This window comes from Nocardia sp. NPDC004711, from assembly GCF_053601595.1.
Genome location: NZ_JBSGCB010000020.1, coordinates 13639 through 38391, shown reverse-complemented (window position 1 = coordinate 38391; position 24753 = coordinate 13639). Strand labels below are relative to the sequence as shown.

Genomic DNA, 24753 nt, shown 5'->3' with positions numbered 1-24753 from the left:
ACCACTCATTCCGAGACGTGCGTCGCGTCGGGATTGGTGGCGTCGCGAATGATGCGCAGGCTCGCGGTGAGCTGATCGAGTTGCTCGGGGCCGAGCAGGCCGGTGAACCAGCGGTCCACGCCGTCGAGGTAGGCGGGCAGCACGCGCGCCACGCGGGTGGCCCCGGCGGCGGTGAGCACCGCGTACGAGCTGCGCCGGTCGGCCGGATCGGCCTCGCGACGGACGAAGCCGTTGCGCTCCAGGCGGTCCACCAGCCGGGTGACGCCGGAGGTGGACAGGCTGGTCTGGGTGGCGAGATCCGTCATGCGCAGCTTGCGGCCCGGTGAACGGCTCAGGCGCAGCAGGGCATTCAGGTCGAGTCCCGACAGGCCATTGCGCTTCCAGGTCTCCTCGAGCCGGTCGATGAGCCCGTCGTGAGCCTCGTAGAGCAGGCCGATCGCGGTCAGCCGGGGGTCGTCGAAGAGGTTGGGATCCACGGTGACCAGCCTAGACCAGACGTTTTCAGTGCGGATAGTTGACACGCGGAACATTTTCGATATCTTGTTGCTAACGCAATATTCCGCAACGCAACTACATGGAGGTTCCGATGACGACCGAGCGCTGGGTGGCGGGATTCCGTGCGCCGCTGGTGAATCCGGCCGAGGAGATCAAGCTCGCCGAGCCGCGGGCCTTCGCCGGCGAGACCGTGCGGCAGGTGGTGCGGGTGGCCGGCGGCGGGTCACGGCTGCGCGTGCGCCTGACCAATCGCTACGGCACGGACGAACTCGTGATCGGCGCGGCGCGGATCGCCGTGCGCAAGACGGGCGGCGAGATCGTGCCCGAGACCGATACCGCGGTGCGGTTCGCGGGGTCCGCGGCCACCCGGATCCCGGCCGGGGCCGATATCGTCAGCGACCCGGTGGACCTGGCCGTCGAGGCGGGAACCGAACTCGCGCTGAGCGTGTACCTGCCCGAACCGGCGCTGCCCGCGTTCGCGCAGTTCCCGGTCGAGAGCAGCTGGATCAGCGCCGGCGATCGGACGGGCGACGGCGCTCCGTCCGATGCCGAGGACACCGCGGCGCGGTTCCTCCTCACCGGAATCGACGTCGCTGCCGACTCCGAGGTTCCGGTGCTGGTGGCCTTCGGCGACTCGTGGTTCGAAGGCTTCGGCTCGACCCACGGCGCGAACCGCCGATCGGTGGATGTGCTGAACCAGCGGCTGGCCACCGGGTGGGCGGTCAATCAGGGCATCGGCGGCAACCGGCTGCTCACCGACGAGATCGGCGAGCACGGGCTGGCCCGGTTCGAGCGGGACGTGCCGTCGGTGCCGGGAGTCGCGGCCGTGTGGGCCAACTTCGGCATCAATGACCTGATCCTGGCCGGCACCGCGACCGCCGGGGCGCTCATCGCCGGCTTCACCGCGCTGGCCGAGCGGGCGCACGCGGCCGGACTGCCGATCTACGCCAACACCATCGGACCGTTCGGCGGGGCCATCTACCCGGGTCTGGCGGTGGCCGAGGGCATTCCGGTGCGGCGCGCGGTGAACGAGTGGCTGCGCACCACCACGGTGTTCGACGCCGTCTTCGATGTGGCCGCGGCCGTGGAGAATCCGGCGGATCCGGACTTCATCCGGCCCGAGTTCGACAGCGGCGACGGCATGCATCTCAATGACGACGGGGCCCGGGCCATGGCGGAGGCGGTGGATCTCACCGCGCTGCCGCCGGCCTTCCGGTGAGCGGCCGCTGTTCAGCGCGGTTTGACCTCGGCGAGCAGCTCGGGTCCACGGGCCTCCAACCGAGCGGTCGCCCAGCGGATTCCGAGTGCGGCGCCCACCCCGCCCAGCAGTACGCCGATCGGCAGTGCCGCCCACTGGAGTAGCGAATTATGGAGTGCCACACCGATTCCCAGTATCACGAGGACCGGGGCCGCCGTCAGCAACTGCACCAGGCCCACCGCGAACTGCATGAGGATCTTCAGGCAGCCGGGATTGCCCGAGCCCGCGAACGGGTTGCCGCGCTGCGGGGGCAGGGCGAAGGCGGCATGCGTGGACAGGAACACCACGGCCCCCACGCCCACGCCGACCAGCACCGGCAGCGTCGACAGCGCCCAGACGTACAGGTACGGCCGGCCGAGCGCGCCGGGCAGGATGAGGGTGGCGAGCACCGACGGCGGGGTGACCAGGAGCAGCCAGGCGTAGGCGCGGCCGCGCACATCCGCACGTGGCGCGCCGGGCGTCACCAGCGTTTGCCAGATCGCGGTGCCGTCGAATCCGTACAGGTTGGTGCTGGACATGGTGGCCAGCCACACCACGAAAGCGCCCGAGAACGGGATGGTTCCACTACCGCCGGTGCGGAGCGACAGGAAGATCGGCAGCACGAAACCGATGAGCAGCAGCGGCAGCAGGGCGGCGCGGCGGCGGCCGTCGCGCCACCAGGTGCGCAGCTCCTTGGCGACCACGGCGCCGACCGCGGTGGCGGGGATGAAACGGTCGAGCAGCCCGCCGCCGGTGTCGACCACCTGGCCGGCGGGTGCGGCCGGGGTGGTGAGACGGCGTTCCAGCAGGACCGCCCAGGACTGCCACAGGATCAGCGACAGCAGCGCCAGGCCCAGCAGGGGCAGCAGGGCGAGCAGGTAGTTGCCGCGGGCCGCGGCCTCGACGGCGTAGGGCGCCCAGCCCGACGGAACCGCGCGCAGCGTCACCGACAGACCGCTGTGGTCGCTCTCCAGTTTCGGGCCGACAGCCGAAACCAGCAGGTTCAGTGGGTAATACGCCAGGCCGATGAGGGCGGCGAAGAGCACGCCCAGGTCCTTGCCGCGCCGGGACCGCATGGCCGCGCCGAGCCAGGCCACCACGACCCGCGACAGCAGGACCACGAATAGCAGTTGCAGGACCGCGCCGAGCGCCGCGATCGCGGTGACGCCCAGGCCGATCGGCGCGGCGAGCAGGACCAGGCCGCCGAACGCGATCAGGTTGACGATGGGCGCCGGCCCGACGAAGGCCGCCGCGCCGAGCCCATAGGCCAGTTGCCGAGTCGTCAAGGGCAGCAGGCGGAATTGCTCGGGTTGCAGGGTCTCGTCGCTGCTGCCGGTGAGCACCGGGCCGCAGATCCAGCCGAGGGTCCAGGCCGCGAAGATCGCCGCCGCCACCGTCACTCCCCCGTGCACGGTCTCGCGCGCGCCGGCGATGATGAGCGCGGTGGCCACCGCGGCGATCAGGCCGAAGATGCTGCCGGTCCAGAAGTTCAGTGCCGCACGGCCTTCCCGCATGTGCCGCGCGGTGATACGCAACCGCATGCGGATCAGGACGCCAACCACGACAGCCCCTCCTCGCCGCCCACGCGTCCGCCCACCAGCCGCACGAAGGCCTCCTCCAGCGTGCCCTCGCCGCGCACCTCGGTGAGCGTCCCGCCCGCCACCACCCGTCCTCGGTTGATCACGGCGACCCGGTCGCAGATCGATTCCACCAGTGCCATCACATGACTCGACAGCACCACCGATCCGCCCGCGGCCACGAACCGCTGCAGAATCGTTCGAATCGTTCCCGCCGACACCGGATCCACCGCCTCGAACGGCTCATCCAGCACCAGCAGTTTCGGTGCGTGCAGCAGAGCGGTGGCGAGGCCGATCTTCTTCCGCATGCCTGCCGAATAATCAACCACCACAGTGTTTTCCGCGCCGTCCAGCTCGAGCACGTGCAGCAGCTCGTCCGCCCGCCCGACCACGGTCGCCTTGTCCATCCCGCGCAGCAACCCGGTGAAGTTCAACAACTCTCGCCCGGTGAGGCGCTCCGGCAATGCCAAGCCGTCCGGCAGCACCCCCACCGCGGTCTTCGCCCGCACCGGATCCGCCCACACCTCGTGCCCGAAGATCCGGGCCGCCCCATGATCCGGCCGCAACAACCCCACCGCCATCGACAGCGTCGTCGTTTTCCCCGCCCCGTTCGGCCCCACCAACCCGAAGAACGACCCGGGCGGCACCGCCAGGCTCACCCCATCGACCACCCAAGGCCCGCCGAACTTCTTGTAGAGCCCGTCCAGCTCGAGCGCCAGTTGCCCATCGACAGTCATATGCCCTCCTCGGAGCCCCCACCTACCGCCCTTTCACGATAAGCATGCTGCTCCACTGCCAGACATATCGCTCAACGCGCACTCCACCGCAACCGGGCGCTCGAATCCGGCGCTCGCGCATCAGGGCGCGCTATGGCCGGAGCGATGCGGGGTCGAAGGCGATGTCGAAGGGGAGGTTCAGGGCGGCAATCCGGCCGGCCGGGCACCGAGCGACCAATTCGTATTCGCCGCTGTCGGTGAGCGCGTACGCGAACAGGACCGGGAGCTCTTCGCTGGACAGCTGCCCCTTGAAGCGATTGGTCTCGATCCGCCAGAAGTTCGGGATCCCGCCGTCTGCGTAGAGGTCCGGTTTCATCCGGCGATCCATGGCGGCGGTCGAGCGCGAGACGACCTCCACCGCCAGTGCGACCTGCGCCGCAGGTATCCCCCGCTCGTCCCAGGGGACCGGGCCCGCACACACCAGCAGATCCGGGATCGGCTCATCGTCGCCGATGAGCACCCCGACCCCGGGGATCATGAAGAGCCCGTCCGGTAGCGCCGAGTCGAGTATCCGCCCCAGCTGGGACACCATCAGCTGATGGATGGGTTTCGGCGCGGCATTCACGACAAGCTGCCCATACACGACCTCGTACCGGAGTCCGTTCTCGGGAAGGTGATCGAGATCGGCCGCGGTCCAACGATCGGAAGCAGGCACATGCATAGACGAATTGTCTGGCTCGAGTACCGGCATCGCCAAGGCAAACACCCCCTTTTCCCCAATCTGGTTGCACACCACCGCCAACAAGGCTGAACGGTAGCTCGATCCCTACAGCGACTCGCCGGTGACGAACATTTGTTCGCTCATCACCGGCGAGTTGCAGCGCGCTCCGATCAGCGGGTGAGGGTGGTGAAGAATTCGCGGATGTCGCCGGTGAGCAGGTCGGGGACTTCCAGGGCGGGGAAGTGGCCGCCGGAGTAGAACTCCGACCAGTGCACGATGTTGTGGGCCTTCTCCGCGAAGCGGCGGATGGCGAAGTCCGCGGTGGTGAATACCGCGACGCCGGTCGGGACCGTGCCCTTCGGCTTCGGGGCGAACATCGTGTAGTCGTGGAAGCGTTCGTAGTAGTAGTTGGCGACACTGCGGGCGGTGTCGGTGAGCCAGTAGATCGCCACGGTGGTCAGGATCTTGTCCCGATCGATCGCGTCCTCGGGCAGCTCGTGGCCGGCGTCGGTCCACTCCTTATACTTCTCCACGATCCAACCCAGCTGTCCCGCAGGCGAATCCGCCAGCAGTTGCGCGATAGTGTTCGGCCGCGACCCGGCCAGGTTCATGTAGGCGGAGCCGTCGTCCTGGAACTGCTTCATCGCCGCCAACCGCTGCAGTTCCGCCTCGGTGAGCGCGGCCATGTCGGCCGGGTCGCCCGTGGGGAAAGTGACCAGCGCATTGACGTGCACCCCGATCACGCGGTCGCTGAAATCGCGGGCCACACGCGGCGCGACGAATGCGCCGTGGTCGCCGCCGTGCACCCCGAACCGCTCATACCCGAGCCGGGTCATGAGCTCGGCCAGGGCGGCAGCGACTTTCCCGTCGTCCCAACCGGTTTCGGTCAGCGGCCCGGAGAAGCCGTGCCCCGGCAGGGTCGGGATGACCAGGTGGAAGGCCGGGGCGGCGGCCTCGCCGTGGGCGGCCGGATCGGTCAGCGGGCCGATCATGTCCAGGAAGTCGGCGGGGGTGCCGGGCCAGCCGTGGATGAGCAGCAGCGGGGTCGCGTCGTCCCGTTCGGAGCGGATGTGCAGGAAGTGCAGGCGCTGCCCGGCGATGGTGGTGGAAAACTGCGGGCGGGCGTTCAACGTGGCTTCGATGGCCCGCCAGTCGAACTTCCCGGCCCAGTAGCCGGCGAGTTCACGCAGGTAGGAGGTGGGGACGCCGCGTTCCCAGCCCGTGCCCGGGACCTCGTCGATCCACCGGGTACGAGTCAGGCGCTGGTTCAGGTCGTCGAGGTCGGCCTGCGGGATGTCGATGCGGAAGGGGCGGATGCCGGTGTCGCTCATGACATCGAGTTTTCCGATAAAGAGGGGCCCTCCACATCACGACAATTCGTTATTCCCCGCACCGCACCGACCCACGACCGCCCACGCCGCAACTCCGCCGCCGACGAACCCGGCGCCCGCCGCTTCGAACTGAGCACCGACGCCGACAACCCCAACCGCTTCTACCTCGACGAGGCCTACGACGACGAGCCCGCCTTCAACCTCGACGCCAAGGGCCCCCACTTCGCCCGCTTCTTCGACGTCATCAACTCCTTCGCCACCGGCCCCACCTGGCTCATCAGAGGCACCCGAATCGAAGACCCCCAGTCGTAACTCTCCACCCACCAACCAAGATCAGGGAGCCCTGGGCGCGGAAATCCAGACAAATCCCACACCCAAAGCTCCCTGATCTTGAACTAGTCGAAAACCTGCTCGGCGGAATCCACCTCGAGCGTCCGATCGAGCCAATGGGCAAGCAGGTCAGAATCGGAACAGCCCACGATGCGCGCTCGAACGGCAGCGTCGACAGCCAGCCCACGACGTTCGAGAATCCGCAACACCGACCCGGCCAACGCTTCGGCCCGGCCCTCGGCGCGGCCGATGGCCTGGTGTTCGCGGGCGAAGTCGCTCTCCCAGTGGTAGTTCTCGATTGCGATGGCCACGAGCTCCTCCCACTCCTTCCGGTACCGGGAAGGTACGCATTACCGGCAGGCCGAGCACGTTGCGGGCGATCCGGGGTGCCACCTCGGGTCTGTGACGCAGCAATTGCAGCGGAACTTCGTGGCGGATGGACGGCACAACAGCAACGTATCGCCTTGCCCGAGTGCATATTTCGAGTTCCAGCGAACTGTCCGTTTCATCCGCGTGCCCGATGTCCGGCGTGTCCCACAGGTTGAATATTCGGATGTGGGCGGGTCAGCGGGTAACCGCGCGAACGCCGGCCGGATGAGAGGGCTTGGTGCACAAACCATCTGGCGGCGAGACCGATGGCGGCCCAGAGACATCCGCTGCTGCCGATGTGGGTATCGATCGCTGGTCGATGCGGATAACGATGTGTTGCCGGCCGGACAGGAAAGTGTGCGGCCGGTAACGGGGCAGGGGTCACTTGGAACGTCGAGGATCTCGATCGCACCCCGTGATGTTCACAGTGGTGTTGAGTTCGTGGGGGTACATGCCTCCAGTTGATCTGCGAGTTGTCGGGGGCGGGCGAGCGCGATCATGTGGCCGCCGTCGATCTCGTTGGGAACGACGCCGAGGCGTTCGGCGACGATACGGCGCATGAACGCGGCGGGCAGGAAGCGGTCATGACGGCAGAGCAGGAAGGTCGTCGGTGTCGCCGGCCAGGTGGGCAGGGGCCAGGGTTCGGTGAACGGGGTGGCGGATTGCCGACGGCTGTGTTTCCGGGCCTGGGCTACCAGCCCGGGCGGGACATCGTGGAAGAACAGAGCATCCTCGTCGTCGGGGTGTCGGCCGTCGCATTCGTCCTGCCGACGGCGGGCGTGCTCGTAACCGGTATTGGCCCACCACTCACCGGGGGCTTCTCCGGGCCGCGGGATCATCGCGGACAACAGCACCAGTCGCCGGACCGGGACGCGCTGGCAGACCAGCGGTGCGGTGAACCCGCCGAAGGAGTGGGCAACCAGCACGGTGTCGGTGTGATCGCTGATGGCAGCGGCCACGGTTTCGGCATACTCGGGCAGCCCGGCCGCGTCGTCGTCGCAGGGCAGGTCGGGAGTGGCCACGCGGTGGCCGCGGGACCGTAGCTCGCTCGCGAGCCGGTGCCAGTACCAGGAATCGGTCCCGGCCCCGGAGATGAACACGTACTCGGTCACGCCCGCCCCCATCGCGTCAATATGTCCACACCCAGCTCCTCGGGGTCATCGACCACGCCGGTCGCGGTCGTGCCCCTGTGAGACCGGCAGTGCGCGAAAAAGGAATCGGAGCCGAATCAGGGCAGGGCCGCAGGCAGACCGAAGGCGGCGAACACCTCGGGCCCGAACGCGGTGATCTCGACGATCTGCCCGTCCTCGACACGCACCGCGTTGAGCACCTGTGCCCGATAGACCTGCTCATCCGGTCGGCAGAGGTAGCCGGCCATGGCCGGCTGCCGGTTCGCCCGAACCGGCACGCCCCGCCACTTCCCCCTATACAAGGTCGAGCCCGGCCCCAACGCGTTCTCGGCGAACGCGGCGACCTCCGAACGGCCGACGAAGGAGTACGGCAACGGCGGCATGGACAGCCGCACATCCGCGCTCAACAGCCGCGCGAACGCCGCGATATCGGCGCGCTCGTGGGCGGTCATGAAACGCCGCAGCAGCTCCCGCTCTTGCGCAGTCATAGCCTGCCCGGAGCCGCGTTGCGGCAGATGCGCCCTCAGCACAGGTCGTGCCCGCTGCAACGCGCTCTTCACCGCGGCCACGCTCATGCCCAGCAACTCACCGGTCTCCGCCGCTGACCAGCCGAGCACGTCTCGCAGGATCAACACCGCGCGCTGCCGAGCCGGCAAGTGCTGGATCGCCACCAGGAACGCCAGCTCGATGGTCTCCCGCGCGACCACCACGGCCTCCGGCTCCGCTTCCGGGTCGGCCACCGGCTCCAGCAACCGATCCGGAAACGGCTGCAACCATCCCACCTCGGCCGGTCCGCCGGCCCCACCCGCCACCGGCTGCCGTGGGTGCCGGTCGAGGAAGTCCAGGCACACATTCGTCGCGATGCGGTACAGCCACGACCGAAACGTGGAGCGGCCCTGGAAACTTCGCCGATAGCGCCACGCCCGCAGCAACGTCTCCTGCGTCAAGTCCTCGGCCTCGTCGAACGAGCCCAACATCCGATAGCAGTGCACCCGCAACTCCCAGCGGTAACGCTCAGCCAGGCCCGCAAACGCCGCCTCGTCCCCAGCATCCGCCGCCGCGACGCTCTCACGCTCCACAACCCCGACCGTACCCACAGAGCTCAACAATCGACCCAGCCATCTGCTGGCCGCCCGGCATTCTCGGTGAGGAGCATCCGCATGCGCCAGCGCACGTCCACATCGACCCGGCTGAGGTTGCTCAACGAGTAGGCCGCTTGCCGCCCGGTGACGAACGGGGTGTTCGTCACCGGCGGGGCGGGGTCAGTCGATGAGGCGGATGTCTTCGCCTGCTTCGTCTCTCGGGTCGCCCGGGGTTGTGAACCAGTGGGTGACTTCGCCGTCTTCCAGGTCGGCGGGGGTGTTGCCGGTGGGGAGGACGGAGAGGGCGCCTGCGGTGGCGGAGGCCAGGAATTCGTCGATCGCGGGTTGGTCGGTGGAGGCGGTGGTGTACGTCGTGGACTCGTAGTCGACGTCGTTGTCGGCGCGCAGGGTGGCTGCGCGGTCGAGGGCCTCGGACTGGGTGAGGGTGGCCCAGGTGTCGGCGTCGCGGTAGACGAAGGCGGGGTCGGATTCGGACAGGGGGCGGACGCGGTCGGTGTAGGAGACCGGGTGCGCGGGGCGGGTGGCCAGGTCGGACTGGACCTTCGGGTCCGACGGGACCAGCCAGCGGACCGAGCTGGCGGCCGGTTCCTGGGCGATGCCGAAACCGGCTCCGGCGGCGAGGATGTCGCCGAAGGAGAGGCCGTCGGCGAAGAGCACCGCGGCACCGGCCTTGTGGATGGCCCAGACCGCGACCACCGCTTCCACCGTGTGCGGGAGGGCCACGGCGACGACGTCGCCGGGGCCCGCGCCGCGCTCGATGAGCAGGCGCGCCAGCTGGGAGCTGCGGCGATCCAGGATGGCGTACGCGATCTCCTGGCCGTCGGACAGCAGGGCGGGCGCCTGCGGGTCCTCTTCGACGACCTCGGCCAGCACATTGGCCACGGTCGCGGTGCCGACGCGCGCCGCGTCCGCCGCGGAATCGGCGGGGGTGACGGCGCTTTCGGCGAGGATGCGGGCGCGCTCGGTGGCATCGAGGATGTCGATGTCACCGACCAGGCCCTCGGCGGCTCCGACCAGCGCGTCCAGGATCCGGTTGAAGCGCGCGGCGAGGATGGCGACCTCGTCGGCGGTGAACCGGCTGCCCAGGTAGCGCATGGAGATGTCGATGGTCTCGCCCGCCATGATGACCAGGCTCATCGGGTAGTGGGTGTTGTCGTTGATGCCCACACCGCTGACGGACATGCCGTCGATGGAGCTGGCCGCGGCGATGGCGTCCTTGTCCACCGGGTAGGACTCGAACGCCATGATGGTGTCGAATTCCGCTCCGGCACCGGCCAATCGCTGGATCTCGGTGAGCCCGATGTGGTGGTGTTCGAGCAGATCGGCCTGATCGTGCTGAACCCGCTGCAGCAGCCCCGCGATGGTCAGCCGGTCGTCGACCCGGATGCGCACCGGCACCGTGTTGATGAACAGACCCACCATGGACTCGACACCGGGCAGATCACCCGGGCGACCGGAGACGGTCGCGCCGAACACCACGTCACTGCGCCCGGTGAGGCGGCCGATCAGCACCGCCCAGGAGGTCTGGATCAGCGTGTTCAGCGTGACATTGAGTTCCCCGGCGCGCTTGGTGAGCGCGCGGGTGCGGTCGGCGTCGATATCCAGTGTGTAGCGGCCGATTTCGTAGTTCTCGTCGCGGGTCGCGACGGGCGCGAGCTGGGTCGGCTCGCTCACCCCGGCGAGGGCGCGCTGCCAGGCGGCGAGCGATTCGTCCCGGTTCCGTCCGGCCAGCCAGGCCAGGTAGTTCCGGAACGACGGCACCCGCGGCAGCACCGACATGTCGCCGCGCACCGCGTACAGCACCAGCAGGTCCTGCATGAGCAGCGGCATGGACCAGCCGTCCACCAGGATGTGGTGGGTGGTGATGACCAGGTGCACCAGGTCGTCACTGATCCGGAACACGTTGAACCGCATGAGCGGCGCCGCGGACAGGTCGAAGTGATCGGCGCGATCGGCCTCGATCATCTCCCGCATGCGCGGATTGCGTTCGGCCTCCGGCAGATCCGTGAGATCGATGACCGTGAACGGCGCCTCGACCCGGTCCAGCACCACCTGGTGGGCCTGGCCGTCGGCGTCGGTGACGAACGCGGTCCGCAGGCTCGGGTACCGGTCCAGGATGGCCTGCGCGGCCACCTTCAGCCGATCCACGTCCACCACACCGCTCAGGTCGAGCACGGTCTGAATGGTGTAGACGTCCACCGTGTTCTGGGTGAGCAGCGCGTGGAACAGCAGACCCGACTGCAGCGGCGAGAGCGGCCACACGTCGGACAGCGCCGGGTACGTCCGCTCCCACACCTCGATGTCGGACTGCTCCACCCGCACCAGCGGCAGGTCGGACGGCGTGAAGCCGCCCGCCTCCGGCCGCTTGGCGTGCGCGGCCAGCGCGGTCAGCGCCGCCACGAACAGGTCAGCGAACTCCCGCACCCGTTCGCGTTCGAGCAGCCCACTCGGGTAGGAGAAGGCCGCGCCCAGCTCCGGGCCGTCCGCGCCGTCGGTGACGATGGCGTTGATGTCGAGGGTGGCGTTGGCGGGCATGTCGGCGTCCATGTCGCCGTCGAGGCGGCCCAGGTCGTCGACCGGCACCCAGCCCAGTTCGGCCATGCCCTCGGGCACCTCGCCCGCGGACATCCGGCCCAGGTAGTTGAAGCTGATCTGGCCGACATCGCGCAGCTGCGTGGCGGTTTCGGGGTTGAGGTAGCGCAGCAGACCCCAGCCCAGACCCTTGTCGGGCAGCGCCAGCAGCTGTTCCTTGACCGATTTCACGATGTCGCCCAGGGCGTTTCCGCCCTCGAAGGCATCGGCGAGATCCGCGTCGTTCAGGTCCAGTCGCACCGGGAAGGCGGCGGTGAACCAGCCGACCGTCCGCGAAAGATCCGCGCCCGGAACGATGTCCTCTTCACGGCCGTGGCCCTCGAGCTTGATCAGCGCCGAGCCGCCGGTGGTCTCCCCGCGCCAGCGCGCGACCGCCAGGGCCAGCGCCGACAGCAGACCGTCGTTGACGCCACCCCGGTACAGGCCCGGGACGGCGGTGAGCACGGCCTCGGTGACCGATGCCGGCACCGTGACCTCGATCCGCTCGACGGTGGCGAAGGTGTCGACCTTCGGGTCGAACGCCCGCGACCCGAGCAGCGGATCCGGCGTCTCGGTAACCCGCTGCCAGAACGGCAGTTCCGCGACCCGCGCCTCACTGCGCGACTCCTCGACCAGGGCGTGCGCCCAGCGTCGCATGGAGGTGCCGGTCTCGGGCAGCGCCAGCGGCTGCTCGAACGCCACCTGCGACCAGGCCAGGCCCAGGTCCGGAATCAGGATGCGCCAGGAGACGCCGTCGACCACCATGTGGTGCGCGACGATGAGCAGCACGTCCCGGCGGACGCGTGCCTCGTCGGAACCCTCGGGGGCGAAGGCGAACCAGACGAACTGCACCATGGCCGCATTCGCCGGATCCAGACGGCCCAGCGCCGCATCGAATTCTATGCTGCCGACCCGGGTCAGCTCCTCGTCGGAGATGTCCGCGGCCAGTTCGACCCGGTGCACCAGCGCGTCGACGTCGACGGCCCCGCGCGGCAGCGCCTCGAATTCGAAGCCGTCCGTTGCGTTCTTTGCACGGGCACTGCCGCGCAGACGTGACCGCAGCACGTCGTGGTGGTCGAACAGCGCACCGATGGCCCCGACCAGCACCGTCCGCGTGATGCCGTCCGGCAGTCGCAGCGGCATGGTCTGCGAGAACCGCTCGTACGACGACCCACTCGACAGGATCGCGTGCATGATCGGCGTCAGCGGAATGTCGCCGACCCCGCCGCCCGGCAGTTCCGCCAGCTTCTCCTGCGTGGTGTCCCCGCCCAGCGTGGCGATCTCGGCCAGCCCCGCGACGGTCCGCTTCTCGAACACGTCGCGCGGCGAGAACACGATGCCGCGCGCCTTGGCCCGGGAGACCAGCTGGATGGACAGGATCGAGTCGCCGCCGAGCGCGAAGAACGAATCGTCCGCACCCACCTGGTCGACGCCGAGCACGTCGGCGAAGACCTCGGCGATGCTCGCTTCCAGTTCGGTGACCGGCGCGCGGAAGTCCCGCGCGGTGAACACCGGCTCGGGCAGCGCCCGGCGATCCAGCTTGCCGACCGGGGTCAGCGGGATGGCGTCCAGGATCGTGATCGCCGTCGGCACCATGTATTCCGGCAGGCGGCCCGCGACATGCTCGGTCAGCGCCGGGATGTCGATGGTCCGGCCCGCCACCGGCAGCACGTAGGCCGCCAGGATGGTGGCCCCGGCCTCGGTCTTGTGACCGACGGTGACCGCGAAGTCGACGGTCTCGTGCGAGGCCAGCGCGGCGTCGATCTCACCGAGCTCGATGCGGAAGCCGCGCACCTTCACCTGGAAGTCGTTGCGGCCCACGTATTCCACCTCGCCGGTGGGGGTCCAGCGGACCACGTCACCGGAGCGGTACATCCGCTCGCCGGCCACGAACGGGTTGGCGACGAACCGCTCGGCCGACAGGCCCGGGCGGTCGTGGTAGCCACGCGAGAGCTGGATACCCGACAGGTACAGCTCGCCCGCGACGCCCACCGGCACCGGACGCAGGCGCGCGTCCAGGATGAGGGCCTGCATACCGCGGATCGGACCGCCGATGGTGACCAGATCGCCCGGCACCAGCGCATCGCTGATGTTGGTCATGATCGTGGTCTCGGTGGGGCCGTAGCCGTTGTGGAACGCACGAATCGTGCGGTTCTCCAACGGAATCGCCCACTTCTCGACCAGATCGGCCGGCACGGCCTCACCACCGGCGACCAGCACCCGCAGCGAGTCCAGACCCTTCGGGTCGAGGGTGGCGAGCGCGGCCGGGGTGATGAAGGCGTGCGTGGCCCGCTCGCGCTTGATCAGCTCGGCCAGTTCCTCGCCGCCATAGACGCCCGGCGGGACCACCACGAGGGTGCCGCCCGCGCCGATGGCGAGCAGGTACTCCAGCACCGACGCGTCGAACGACGGCGAGGCGAAATGCAGTGCCCGCGAACCGGAGTCGAGGTGGTAGCGCACGATCTGCTCGGTCGCGAAGTTGGCGAGACCGGAGTGCGTCACCACGACGCCCTTCGGCATGCCCGTCGTACCCGAGGTGTAGATCACGTAGGCCACGTGGTCCGGCCGGACCGGCGCCCACCGCTCCGCGTCGGTGACGGGTTCGGCGAAGTGCGAGGCGATCTCGGCCTGCACCATGGGATCGTCGAGCGAGATCCAGCCCGCCAGGCTCTTGACCGGCGGCAGCCCCTCGAGCTCGGCGTCGACCGTCAGGCCGAGCACCGCGCCGGAGTCGTTGACCATGTGCGCGATGCGGTCCGCCGGGTAAGACGGATCGACCGGCACGAAGGCCGCACCCGACTTGGCGACGGCCCAGATGGCCAGCACCGATTCGAAGGAGCGCCGGATGGCCACGGCGACACGGGTTTCCGGTCCGGCGCCGCGCTCGATGAGCACGCGCGCCAGGCGCGAGGAGGCCGCGTCGAGTTCGGCGTAGCCCAGGGCCTGGCCCTGGAACACGACCGCCTCGCCGACCGGGTTGTTGGCGACGGCCTCGGCCAGCAGCTCGGGCAGCACGCGCGGCTCGATGGCCGGACCGCCCGTGCGGGAGATCAGGTCGGCGCGCTCGTCGGCGGCCAGGATCTCCAGGTCGCCGACCGCGGTGCGCGGCGCGGCGATGATCTCGCCGAGCAGGCGGAGGAACCGCTCCGCGAAGCCCGCCACCGTCTCCTGGTCGAACAGGTCACGGGCGTAACCGAATTCGGCGTACATGCCGGCGTCCGCGTCGGCCGGAGCCTCGGTCAGGGTGAGCATGAGGTCGAACTTGGCGATCTCGTTCTCGAAGTCGACCGCCGCGGCCCGCAACGCGGGCAGTTCGAAGGAGCTGTCGGGCAGGTTCTCGAACGACAGCGCCACCTGGAACAGCGGGTGCCGCGCGGTGGACCGCTCCGGGTTGAGCAGCTCGACGAGCCGCTCGAACGGAATGTCCGCGTGCGCGAACGCCTGCAGGTCACTGTCCTTGGCCTGGGCCAGCAGCTCGGTGAAGCCGGCCTGTCCGCTCACCTCGGTACGCAGCACCAGGGTGTTGACGAACATGCCGATCAGGTTGTCCAGCTCGGCCTCGCCGCGGCCCGCGATGGGCGCGCCGATGGCGATGTCGGAGGTGCCGGACAGGCGCGCCAGGAACACCGCGAGGGCGGTGTGCACGACCATGAACATGGTCGCGTTGTTGGTGCGCGCGAGCTGCTGGAGTCCGCGGTGCAGGTCCTTGCCGATCGGGAACAGCACCCGGCCGCCGCGGAAGGACTGCGCGGTGGGGCGCGGGCGATCCGAGGGCAGGTTCAGCTCGTCGGGCAGATCCGCCAGTGCGGTGCGCCAGAATTCGGCCTGCGCGGCGATCAGGCTGGTCGCGTCGTCCTCGGAGCCGAGTACCTCGCGCTGCCAGATCGAGAAGTCCGCGTACTGCACCGGCAGCGGCGCCCAGCCGGGCGCGACACCGGCGGCGCGGGCGGCATAGGCCACCATGACGTCGCGGGTGAGCGGGCCCATGGACCAGCCGTCGGCGGCGATGTGGTGGGTGACGAAGACCAGCACATGCTCGACGGCGGCGGTGCCGTCGATGGACTCCGTTTCGGCACCGTCGACGCGGAACAGCTTGGCGTGCAACGGCACTTCCGCGGTCACGTCGAAGCCGGCGGTGACCAGCGCGGCGATCCGCTCGGTCACCGACTCGGCCGCGACGACGACCGGCGTCAGATCCGGAACCGCCTGCGCCACCGGCACGATCACCTGCGCGGCCGCGCCGTCCACCTGCGGGTAGACGGTGCGCAGCGTCTCGTGGCGGCCGATCACGTCGGCGACGGCCTGCTGCAGCGCGTCCACATCCAGCGCACCGGTCAGACGCACCGCCACGGGGACGTTGTACGCGGCCGACGCGGTGTCGAACTGGTTGAGGAACCACATGCGCTGCTGTGCCAGCGACAGCGGCACATTGTCGGGCCGCGGTGCGGCCGTGAGCGCCTTGCGATCTCCCGCACCAGCGTGCTGCTCGACCTTGGCGGCCAGCCCGGCGACGGTCGACGCCTCGAACACGGCGCGCACCGGTACCCGCGCGTCCAGGGCCGCGCCGATGCGCGCGGCGACCTGGGTGGCGAGCAGCGAGTTGCCGCCGAGGGCGAAGAAGTCGTCGTCCGCGCCCACGCGCTCGGCGCCCAGGACCTCGGCGATGACGCCCGCCACGATCTCCTCGATCGGGGTGGACGGCGCCCGGAAGGCGGTGGTCTCGAACTCCGGCTCCGGCAGCGCCTTCCGGTCCAGCTTGCCGTTCACATTGAGCGGCAGGGCATCCAGCACCACGAAGGCCGACGGCACCATGTACGACGGCAGCGCCGCCGCCAGCGCCGACTTCACCAGCGGCACATCGACACCCGAGCCGGACGGCACCAGGTAGGCCACCAGGCGGTCACCCGTCCTGGCGTCCTGCTTGGCCAGCACCGCGGTCTGCGCGATCTCCGGCAGCGCCAGCAGCGCCGCCTCGATCTCGCCGAGCTCGATACGGAAACCACGGATCTTCACCTGGAAGTCGGTGCGGCCCCGGTACTCCAGCTCGCCGTTGCCGGACCAGGCGACCAGGTCACCGGTGCGGTACATGCGCTCGCCGACGGCGAACGGGTCGGCCACGAAACGATCCGCGGTCAGATCCGGACGCGCGAAGTAGCCGCGGGCCAGCTGCGCACCGGCGAGGTAGAGCTCGCCGGAGACGCCGTCGGGCACGGGGTTCAAGCGCGCGTCGAGCACGTAGACCCGCGAATTCCATTCCGGCGCACCGATGGACACCGAACCCTGGTCGGCGTCGGTGACCCGGTGGCTGGTGATGGACACCGCGGCCTCGGTCGGGCCGTACAGGTTGAACAGCCCGGCGTCCGGATTGCCCGCACGGAAGCGCTGCGCCACTGTCGCGGGCAGCGCCTCACCGATGGCGAGCACCCGCCGCAGTGAATCGTTCAGCGTCCCTTCGGCCGCGGTGAGCAGCGCGTCCAGCATGGACGGCACCACGTGCAGGGTGGTGACCCGCTCGCGCGCCATCAGCTCGTCGAGGTACGCCGGATCCCGGTGCCCGTCGGCCGCCGCGATCACCAGGCGGCCACCGGACACGGCGGCCGACCAGAACTCCCAGACCGACAGGTCGAAGGTGGCGGCGGTCTTGAGCAGCACCGCGTCGTCCGCGCCGAGCTCGAATTCCGCGCTCTTCCACTGCAACTGGTTGGCGATGGCCGCGTGCGGCAGCGCCACGCCCTTCGGGCGACCGGTGGAACCGGAGGTGAAGATGACGTAGGCGGTGTGCTCGGGCCGCAGCGGGGCGACTCGCTCGGCATCGGTGACCGGGCCGGGGTTCGCGCCGGACAGCGCGAGCTCGTCCAGCCGCACCAGCGGCGCGATATCGGTCGTGAACTCGGCCGCGGCGTTGGTCAGCACGCACACCGGCGCGGCGGTTTCCAGGATGTACCCGGTCCGCTCGGCCGGCTGGTCCGGGTCCACCGGCACGTACGCGCCACCGGCGACCGAGACCGCGTACATGGCCACGACCAGGTCGACGGAGCGCCGCAGCGCCAGCGCGACCCGCGCCTCCGGGCCCACGCCCAGCGAGATCAGATGGCGGGCAAGGCCGTTGACCCGGGCGCCGAGTTCGGCGTAGGTCAGCGTCTCGCTGTCCGGTCCGATGAGCGCGATGGCGGTCGGCTTGGCCGCCACCGTCGCTTCGAGCATGGACACCAGCGTCGCGGCCGAATCCACCTGGTGCGCGGTGGCATTGCGCCGCTCCAGGATCTCGGTCCGTTCGGCCCCGGCCAGCAGCTCGATCTCGCCGACCGCGGTGCGGGGTGCGGTCACGATCTCGCGCAGCAGGTGCACGAACCGATCCGCGAAGCCGTGCGCGGTGTCCCGGTCGAAGATATCGGTGGCGTAGGTCAGGATGCCGGTGATGCCCTGGGCCGCACCGTCTTCGCCGTAGATGTCGGAGACGATGAGGTGCAGGTCGAACTGCGACAGCTCGGTGTCGACGTCCAGGCCGGACACGCTCAGGCCCGGCAGTTCCAGGGTGGAGCGGGTCAGGTTCTGGAAGGACAGACCCACCTGGAACAGCGGGTGCCGCGCGGTCGAGCGGGCCGGGTTGAGCACCTCGACCAGGCGCTCGAACGGCACGTCGGCATTGGCGTAGGCCTGGATATCGGTCTCGCGCTGGCGCGCCAGCAGCTCGGCGAACGGCTGCCCGCCGTCGACCAGCGTGCGGAACACCAGGGTGTTGACGAACATACCGATGAGGTCGTCCAGGACGGCCTCGCCACGACCGGCCATCGGGGTGCCGATGGCGATGTCGTCGGAGCCCGACAGGCGCGACAGCAGTACCGCGAGCGCGGTGTGCACGACCATGAACAGCGTCGCGCCCTCGGTGCGGGCCAATTCGACCAGCGCCGCGTGCAATCCGGCGTCGATGCGGACGTCGATCTTGCCGCCCGCGAAGGTCTGCACCGCCGGACGCGGCCGGTCGGCCGGGAGGTCCAGCTGATCCGGCAGGCCGGCGAGCGCCTGCGCCCAGTAGGCGACCTGCTTCGACGCCAGCGATTCCGGATCGTCCTCGCTGCCCAGCAGTTCGCGCTGCCAGATGGAGTAGTCCGCGTACTGCACCGCCAGCGGGGTCCAGCCCGGCTTCTGCTTGATGGAGCGCGCCGCGTAGGCGGTCATCAGGTCGCGGGTCAGCGGGGCCACCGAGGAACCGTCGCCGGAGATGTGGTGGATCACCAGGGCCAGCACGTATTCCGCGGGCGCGGGGCCGTCCGGGTCCACGACCGGGAACTGGCCGGTGGGCTCGATGTCGGCGAAGTCGAAGGTGTAGGCCGCCGCGTGCGCCGCGGCCTCCGACGGCCCGCGCGTCGCGGCACCGGACTCGGCCGCGGGAGCCGGGACCTCGCCCTCGATCTTGAACAGCGCCACCTTGATCGGCACCTCGACGGTCACGTCGAAGGCGGTGGAGGTCAGCTCGACCACCGCGCCCACGACCTCGTCGGCGGTGACGGTGCGCACCTCGAGCTCCGGCACGGCCTGCGCCGGCGGCAGGATGACCTGCACCGGCCCGTCCTCGGTCTGCGGGTAGATGGTCCGCAGGATCTCGTGGCGGGCAACCACATCCGCGATGGCGGCGCGCAGCGCGTCCTCGTCCAGCAGGCCCGACAGCCGCACCGCGACCGGCACGTTGTAGGCGGCCGAGGCGGTGTCGAAGCGGTTGAGGAACCACATGCGCTGCTGGGCCAGCGACAGCGGAACGTTGTCCGGCCGCGGTCCGGCGGTGAGCGCCTTGCGGCCGCCGGCGCCGGCGTCGCGTTCCACCCGGGCCGCGAGCGCGGCCACCGTGGACGCCTCGAACAGCAGTCGCACCGGCACCCGGGTGTTGAGCGCCTCGCCGAGGCGCGCGGCCACCTGGGTGGCGAGCAGCGAGTTGCCGCCCCACGCGAAGAAGTCGTCGTCCAGGCCGATGCGGCCGGATTCGACGCGCAGCACCTCCGCGAACACGCCCGCCACGATCTGCTCGATCGGGCTGACGGGGGCGCGGAAGACCGCCTTCTCGAAGGTGGGCTGCGGCAGCTCCTTACGGTCCAGCTTGCCGTTGGCGTTGAGCGGCAACGCGGTCAGCGGCATGAAGACCGACGGGATCATGTACGACGGCAGTTCGGCGGCCAGCGCCGACTGCAGCTGCTGCTTGTCGGGGTCGCCGTCGCTGCCGACGATGTAGGCCACCAGGCGGTCGCCGAGCACCGGATCGGTGTGCGCGACCACGGCCGCCGAGGCGACGGAATCCAGGCGCAGCAGCGCGGATTCGATATCGCCGAGCTCGATGCGGAAACCGCGGATCTTCACCTGGAAGTCGGTGCGGCCCCGGTACTCCAGCTCCCCGTTCTCCTGCCAGGCCACCAGGTCACCGGTGCGGTACATGCGGGAACCGTTGTCGAAGCGCGGGGAGGCGGAGCGGAACGGGTTCGCCACGAACCGGTCGGAAGTGAGGTCCGGGCGGCCGTGGTAGCCGCGCGCCAGTTGCGCGCCGGCCAGGTACAGCTCGCCGGAGACGCCCACCGGCACCGGCCGCAGGCGCGCATCCAGCACGTACACCTGGGAGTTCCACTCGGGCGAGCCGATGGACACCGACAGCTCGTCGCGGGCGGTGACCCGGTGGCTGGTGATGGACACCGCGGCCTCGGTCGGGCCGTACAGGTTGAACAGCTCGGTGCGCGGCCGCTCCCGCAGCACGCGCTGCGCCAGCGGGCCGGGCAGCGCCTCACCGATGGCCAGGATGCGCCACAGCGAATCCGGCAGCCCGTCGGCGAGCAGCGCGTCCAGCATGGACGGCACCACGTGCAGCGTGGTCACCCATTCGCGGGCCATGAGCTCGTTCAGGTACGCCGGGTCCTTGTGGCCGTCCGGCGCGGCGATGACCATGCGGCCACCGCAGGCGGCGGCGGACCAGAACTCCCAGACCGAGAGGTCGAAGGTGGCGGCGGTCTTGAGCAGCACCGCGTCGGCCGGGTCGAGGCCGAATTCGGTGACCTTCCACAGCAACTGGTTCACGACCGCGCCGTGTGGCAGCGCCACACCCTTGGGGCGGCCGGTGGAACCGGAGGTGAAGATGACGTACGCGGTGTTCGCGGCCGTCAGCTCGCGCACCCGCTCGGCGGCCGTGACCGGCTTGGCCGAGTGGCCGGACAGGTCCAGCTCGTCGATGCGCAGCACCTCGGCGAGTTCGGTCTCGAAACCGACTGCGGCCGTGGTGAGTACGGCCTCGGGCGCGGCCGTCTCCAGGATGTAGCCGACGCGCTCGGCGGGCTGATCCGGGTCGATCGGCACGTAGGCGGCACCGGACTTGGCGACCGCGTACATGGCGACCACCAGGTCGGTGGACCGTCGAATGGCCAGGGCCACCCGGTCTTCCGCGCCGATGCCGCGCGCGATGAGCTCGCGGGCGAGCTGGTTCACGCGGGCGTCGAGCTCGGCGTAGGTCAGCTGCTCGGTGCCCTCGGAGGTGTCGGCGACGATGGCCACGGCCTTCGGGTCGTCGGACACCGCCCGGTCGAGCAGCGAGACCAGGGTGGCCTCGGAACCGCCGTCCATGACCGACTCCACGTCCTGGGCGGTGTTGTTCCACCGCTGCAGGATTCGCACGTTCTCGTCCTCGCCCAGCAGGTCGAGGTCGCCGACCGCGACGGTGGTGTCGGCCAGGATGGCGTCCAGCACCCGCACGAACCGGTCGGCGAAGGACCGCACGGTCGATTCGTCGAACAGGTCGGTGGCGTAACCGAATTCGGTGAGGATCTCGGCCGGTGTGCCGTCCTCGGTGTACCGGTCGTAGAGCGTGACGTGCAGGTCGGTCTTGGCCAGCTGCGAGTCGAATTCGACCGCGGCCACGTGCAGGCCCGGCAGCTCGAAGGCGGTCTCGGCCAGGTTCTGGAACGACAGGCCCACCTGGAACAGCGGGTTGCGCGCGGTGGAGCGGACCGGGTTGAGCACCTCGACCAGGCGCTCGAACGGCACGTCGGCGTTGGCGAAGGCTTCGAGGTCGCGCTCGCGCACCTCGGAGAGCAGGTCGGCGAAGCTCGCGGCGCCGTCGACCTGGGTCCGGAACACCAGGGTGTTCACGAACATGCCGATCAGGTCGTCGAGTTCGCGCTCACCGCGGCCCGCGATCGGGGTGCCGACCGCGATGTCGTCGGTGCCGGACAGACGGGCCAGCAGTACCGCCAGGGCGGCGTGCACGACCATGAACAGCGAGGCGTTGTTGGCCCGCGCCAGCTCGTGCAGCTTGGCGTGACGCTCGGCGTCGATATCGAAGCGCAGCGCCTTGCCGTGGAACGACTGCGCCGGGGGGCGCGGCCGGTCGGTGGGCAGCTCCAGCTGGTCCGGCAGCCCGGCCAGGGCGCGGGTCCAGTACGAGACCTGCTTGGCGGCAAGCGATTCCGCGTCGTCCTCACGGCCGAGCACCTCACGCTGCCACAGCGCGTAGTCGGCGTACTGCACCGGCAGCGGAGCCCACTGCGGCACATCGCCGTTCACCCGGGCCACGTAGGCGGCCATGATGTCGCGCGCCATCGGGCCCATGGAGGAGCCGTCGGCGGAGACGTGGTGGACGGTGAAGGCCAGCACGTGCTGGGTGGTCTCACTGTCCGCGATGCGGAACATCTTGACGGCGAGCGGCACCTCGACGGTGACGTCGAAGGTGGTCATGGCGAATTCGATGACCTTGCCGAGCAGTTCGCCCTCGGTCACCTCCTCCGGCACCAGCGACAGATCGGTCTTCGAGGCGGGCAGCACGACCTGGTGCGGCCCCTCGGCCGACGCTCCACCTCCCTGCGCTTGTGGGTACACCGTGCGCAGCACCTCGTGGCGGGCGATCACATCGCCGATGGCCTGCTTCATGGCGTACAGATCCAGCGCGCCGGTGAAGCGGACCGCCAGCGGAATGTTGTCGACCGCCGAAGTGCTGGTGTCGAACTGGTTGAGGAACCAGTAGCGCTGCTGCGCCGGGGACAGCGGCAGGTGCGCGGGACGCTCACCGGGAATCAGGCGCGGCCGCGCCCCGGAACCGGCATTGCGCTCCACCCGCGCGGCCAGCGCCGCGACCGTGGACGCCTCGAACAGATCGCGCACCGCGAGCTGGGTGTCCAGGGCCGCGCCGAGGCGGGCGGTGACCTGGGTGGCGATCAGCGAGTTGCCGCCGAGCTCGAAGAAGTCGTCGTCCAGGCCGACCCGTCCGACGCCGAGCACGTCGGAGAAGGTGCCCGCCACGATCTCCTCGATCGGGGTGGACGGGGCGCGGAAGACCTTGGCCTCGAACACCGGTGCGGGCAGCTGCTTGCGATCCAGCTTGCCGGAGGCATTGAGCGGGAAGGCATCCAGCACCACGAAGGCGGTCGGAACCATGTAGCCGGGCAGGCCGTCCTGCAGTTCGGCGCGCACGGCGTCGAGGTCGACGCTGTGGCCGGCGGTCGGGATGACATAGCCGACCAGCTGCTCGCCGAGCCGATCGTCGCTGCGGACCACGACCACCGACTGGGCGATGGCATCGATGGCGGTGAGCGCGGATTCGATCTCGCCGAGCTCGATGCGCAGACCACGCAGCTTCACCTGGAAGTCGGTGCGACCCAGGTACTCCAGCTCCCCGCGGCCGGTCCACTTGACGAGGTCGCCGGTGCGGTACATGCGCTCGCCGTCGTGGAACGGGTCGGCGACGAAGCGATCGGCGGTCAGCTCCGGACGGGCGACGTAGCCGCGCGCCAGCTGGACGCCCGACAGGTACAGCTCACCCGCGACACCCGGGGCGACCGGGTGCAGGCGCGAATCCAGCACGTACACACGGGTGTTGAAAACCGGCGCGCCGATCGGCACCGACAGCGCGTCGGTGTCCTCCACCTCGTGGTAGGTGACGTCGACGGCCGCTTCGGTCGGGCCGTAGAGGTTGTGCAGTCGTGCGCCGGTGAGCTCGCGCAGCTTCTGCGCGGTCGGCGCGGGCAGCGCCTCACCCGAGGCGAAGACCTGCTGCAGCGAAACACATTCGGCGGCCTTCTCCTCCGCCACGAACACCGACATCATCGACGGCACGAAGTGCGCGGTGGTGACACCGGTCTCGATGATCAGGTCGGCCAGGTAGCCCGGATCGCGGTGACCGTCCGGCTTGGCGATGACCAGGGCCGCGCCGATCTGCAGGGGCCAGAAGAACTCCCACACCGACACGTCGAAGGTGGCCGGGGTCTTCTGCAAGACGACATCGTCGTCGAACAGGCCGTACTCGGTCTGCATCCACACCAGGCGGTTGACGATGGCCGTGTGGCTCACCGCCACGCCCTTCGGGCGGCCGGTCGAACCCGACGTGAAGATCACGTATGCGACATGGTCGCCGCGCAGCGGGGCGATCCGGTCGGCGTCGGTGATCGGGGCGTCCGAGTAGCCCGACACGTCCAGCTCGTCGATCAGCAGTGTGCGCGTGGTGGTTTCGAACCGATCCCCGCGGGTGCTGAGCACGCACACCGGCCGCGCGGTGTCGAGCACGTACTGGTTGCGCTCGGCCGGGTGGTCCGGGTCCAGCGGCACGTACGCGCCACCGGCGACCGTGACGGCGTACATGCCGACCAGCAGCTCGAAGGAGCGGCGCATGCCCAGGGCCACATAGGTGTCCGGTCCGACGCCCTCGGCGATGAGGTGGCGGGCCAGCTGGTGCACGCGAGCGGCGAACTCGCCGTAGGACAGACTCGTCCCCTCGAACACCAGCGCGGTGAGGTCGGGGGTCTGCTTCAGCTGGGTCTGGAACATCGACGCGAGGGTGACCTCGGCGTCGATCTTCTTGCCGCCCAGGGCGACCCGCTTGACGTCGTACTCGGTGGCGTTCCAGGTGCGCAGCACCTGGCGGCGCTCGGCCGCGTCCAGCAGCTCGACATCGCCGACCAGCGCGGTCGGCTCGGCGACCACGGTCGACAGCAGGCGCACCAGGCGCTCGCCGAAGGCGGCGATGGTGGCCGGGTCGAACATGTCGGTGGCGTAGGCGAATTCGGCGGTCATGCCGTCGCCGTCGGCCCGTTCGGTCAGGTTGAGGTGCAGGTCGAACTTGGCGGTGACCACGTCCAGCGGCACGCCCGCCACTTCCAGCCCGGGCAGGGCGAAGGTCGCCGCGCCGGTGTTCTGGAACGACAGCATGACCTG

Annotated in this window: 11 protein-coding genes (1 of these 11 only partly in view); 2 read left to right on the top strand and 9 right to left on the bottom strand. The window is 69.8% G+C overall.

What is annotated here, in order from left to right:
• Positions 1-5: 5 nt before the first annotated feature.
• The gene (locus ACWEKS_RS21320; protein WP_452341694.1) at positions 6-476 is read right to left on the bottom strand and encodes a MarR family winged helix-turn-helix transcriptional regulator; all 471 of its coding nucleotides are present in this window, start codon (positions 474-476) and stop codon (positions 6-8) included.
• A 110-nt stretch (positions 477-586) separates the two neighbouring features.
• Here ACWEKS_RS21320 and ACWEKS_RS21315 point away from each other — a divergent pair, with 110 nt between their 5' ends.
• Positions 587-1714, top strand: a complete 1128-nt coding sequence (locus ACWEKS_RS21315) for a GDSL-type esterase/lipase family protein (protein ID WP_452341693.1) — start codon at positions 587-589, stop codon at positions 1712-1714.
• A gap of 11 nt (positions 1715-1725) precedes the next feature.
• Here the strand turns inward: ACWEKS_RS21315 and ACWEKS_RS21310 are convergent, their stop codons facing one another.
• The 4 genes from ACWEKS_RS21310 to ACWEKS_RS21295 all read right to left on the bottom strand — a co-directional run bounded on the left by ACWEKS_RS21310 (position 1726) and on the right by ACWEKS_RS21295 (position 6077).
• Positions 1726-3294, bottom strand: a complete 1569-nt coding sequence (locus tag ACWEKS_RS21310; RefSeq protein WP_452341692.1) for a hypothetical protein — start codon at positions 3292-3294, stop codon at positions 1726-1728.
• Positions 3279-4046 carry an ABC transporter ATP-binding protein gene (locus ACWEKS_RS21305; protein ID WP_452341691.1) on the bottom strand — a complete coding sequence of 256 codons (768 nt, stop codon included), beginning with the start codon at positions 4044-4046 and terminating at the stop codon, positions 3279-3281. Before ACWEKS_RS21305 ends, ACWEKS_RS21310 begins: the two co-directional genes overlap by 16 nt.
• A 130-nt stretch (positions 4047-4176) precedes the next feature.
• The gene (locus ACWEKS_RS21300) at positions 4177-4746 is read right to left on the bottom strand and encodes a Uma2 family endonuclease (protein ID WP_452341690.1); all 570 of its coding nucleotides are present in this window, start codon (positions 4744-4746) and stop codon (positions 4177-4179) included.
• Positions 4747-4916: 170 nt separating this feature from the next.
• Positions 4917-6077 carry an epoxide hydrolase family protein gene (locus tag ACWEKS_RS21295; RefSeq protein WP_452341689.1) on the bottom strand — a complete coding sequence of 387 codons (1161 nt, stop codon included), beginning with the start codon at positions 6075-6077 and terminating at the stop codon, positions 4917-4919.
• Between ACWEKS_RS21295 and ACWEKS_RS21290 the strand changes: the two genes are divergently transcribed.
• Complete coding sequence (locus tag ACWEKS_RS21290) at positions 6009-6389, top strand: putative quinol monooxygenase (RefSeq protein WP_452341803.1); 381 nt, start codon at positions 6009-6011, stop codon at positions 6387-6389. The genes ACWEKS_RS21295 and ACWEKS_RS21290 overlap by 69 nt on opposite strands.
• Positions 6390-6472: 83 nt before the next feature.
• Here ACWEKS_RS21290 and ACWEKS_RS21285 read toward each other — a convergent pair whose 3' ends face one another.
• From ACWEKS_RS21285 to ACWEKS_RS21270, 4 genes are all read right to left on the bottom strand, one after another.
• On the bottom strand, positions 6473-6718 hold the full coding sequence (locus ACWEKS_RS21285; RefSeq protein ID WP_452341688.1) for a hypothetical protein: 246 nt from the start codon (positions 6716-6718) through the stop codon (positions 6473-6475).
• 480 nt (positions 6719-7198) lie between these two features.
• Positions 7199-7888, bottom strand: a complete 690-nt coding sequence (locus ACWEKS_RS21280) for an alpha/beta fold hydrolase (protein WP_452341687.1) — start codon at positions 7886-7888, stop codon at positions 7199-7201.
• 116 nt (positions 7889-8004) lie between these two features.
• Positions 8005-8985: an RNA polymerase subunit sigma-70 gene (locus ACWEKS_RS21275; RefSeq protein ID WP_452341686.1), complete on the bottom strand. Its 981-nt coding sequence runs from the start codon at positions 8983-8985 to the stop codon at positions 8005-8007.
• Between the two features lie 183 nt (positions 8986-9168).
• On the bottom strand, positions 9169-24753 hold part of the coding region annotated (locus tag ACWEKS_RS21270; RefSeq protein ID WP_452341685.1) for a non-ribosomal peptide synthase/polyketide synthase (this coding region is incomplete at its 5' end). 13638 nt of the annotated region lie beyond the right edge of the window; 15585 of 29223 annotated nt are visible.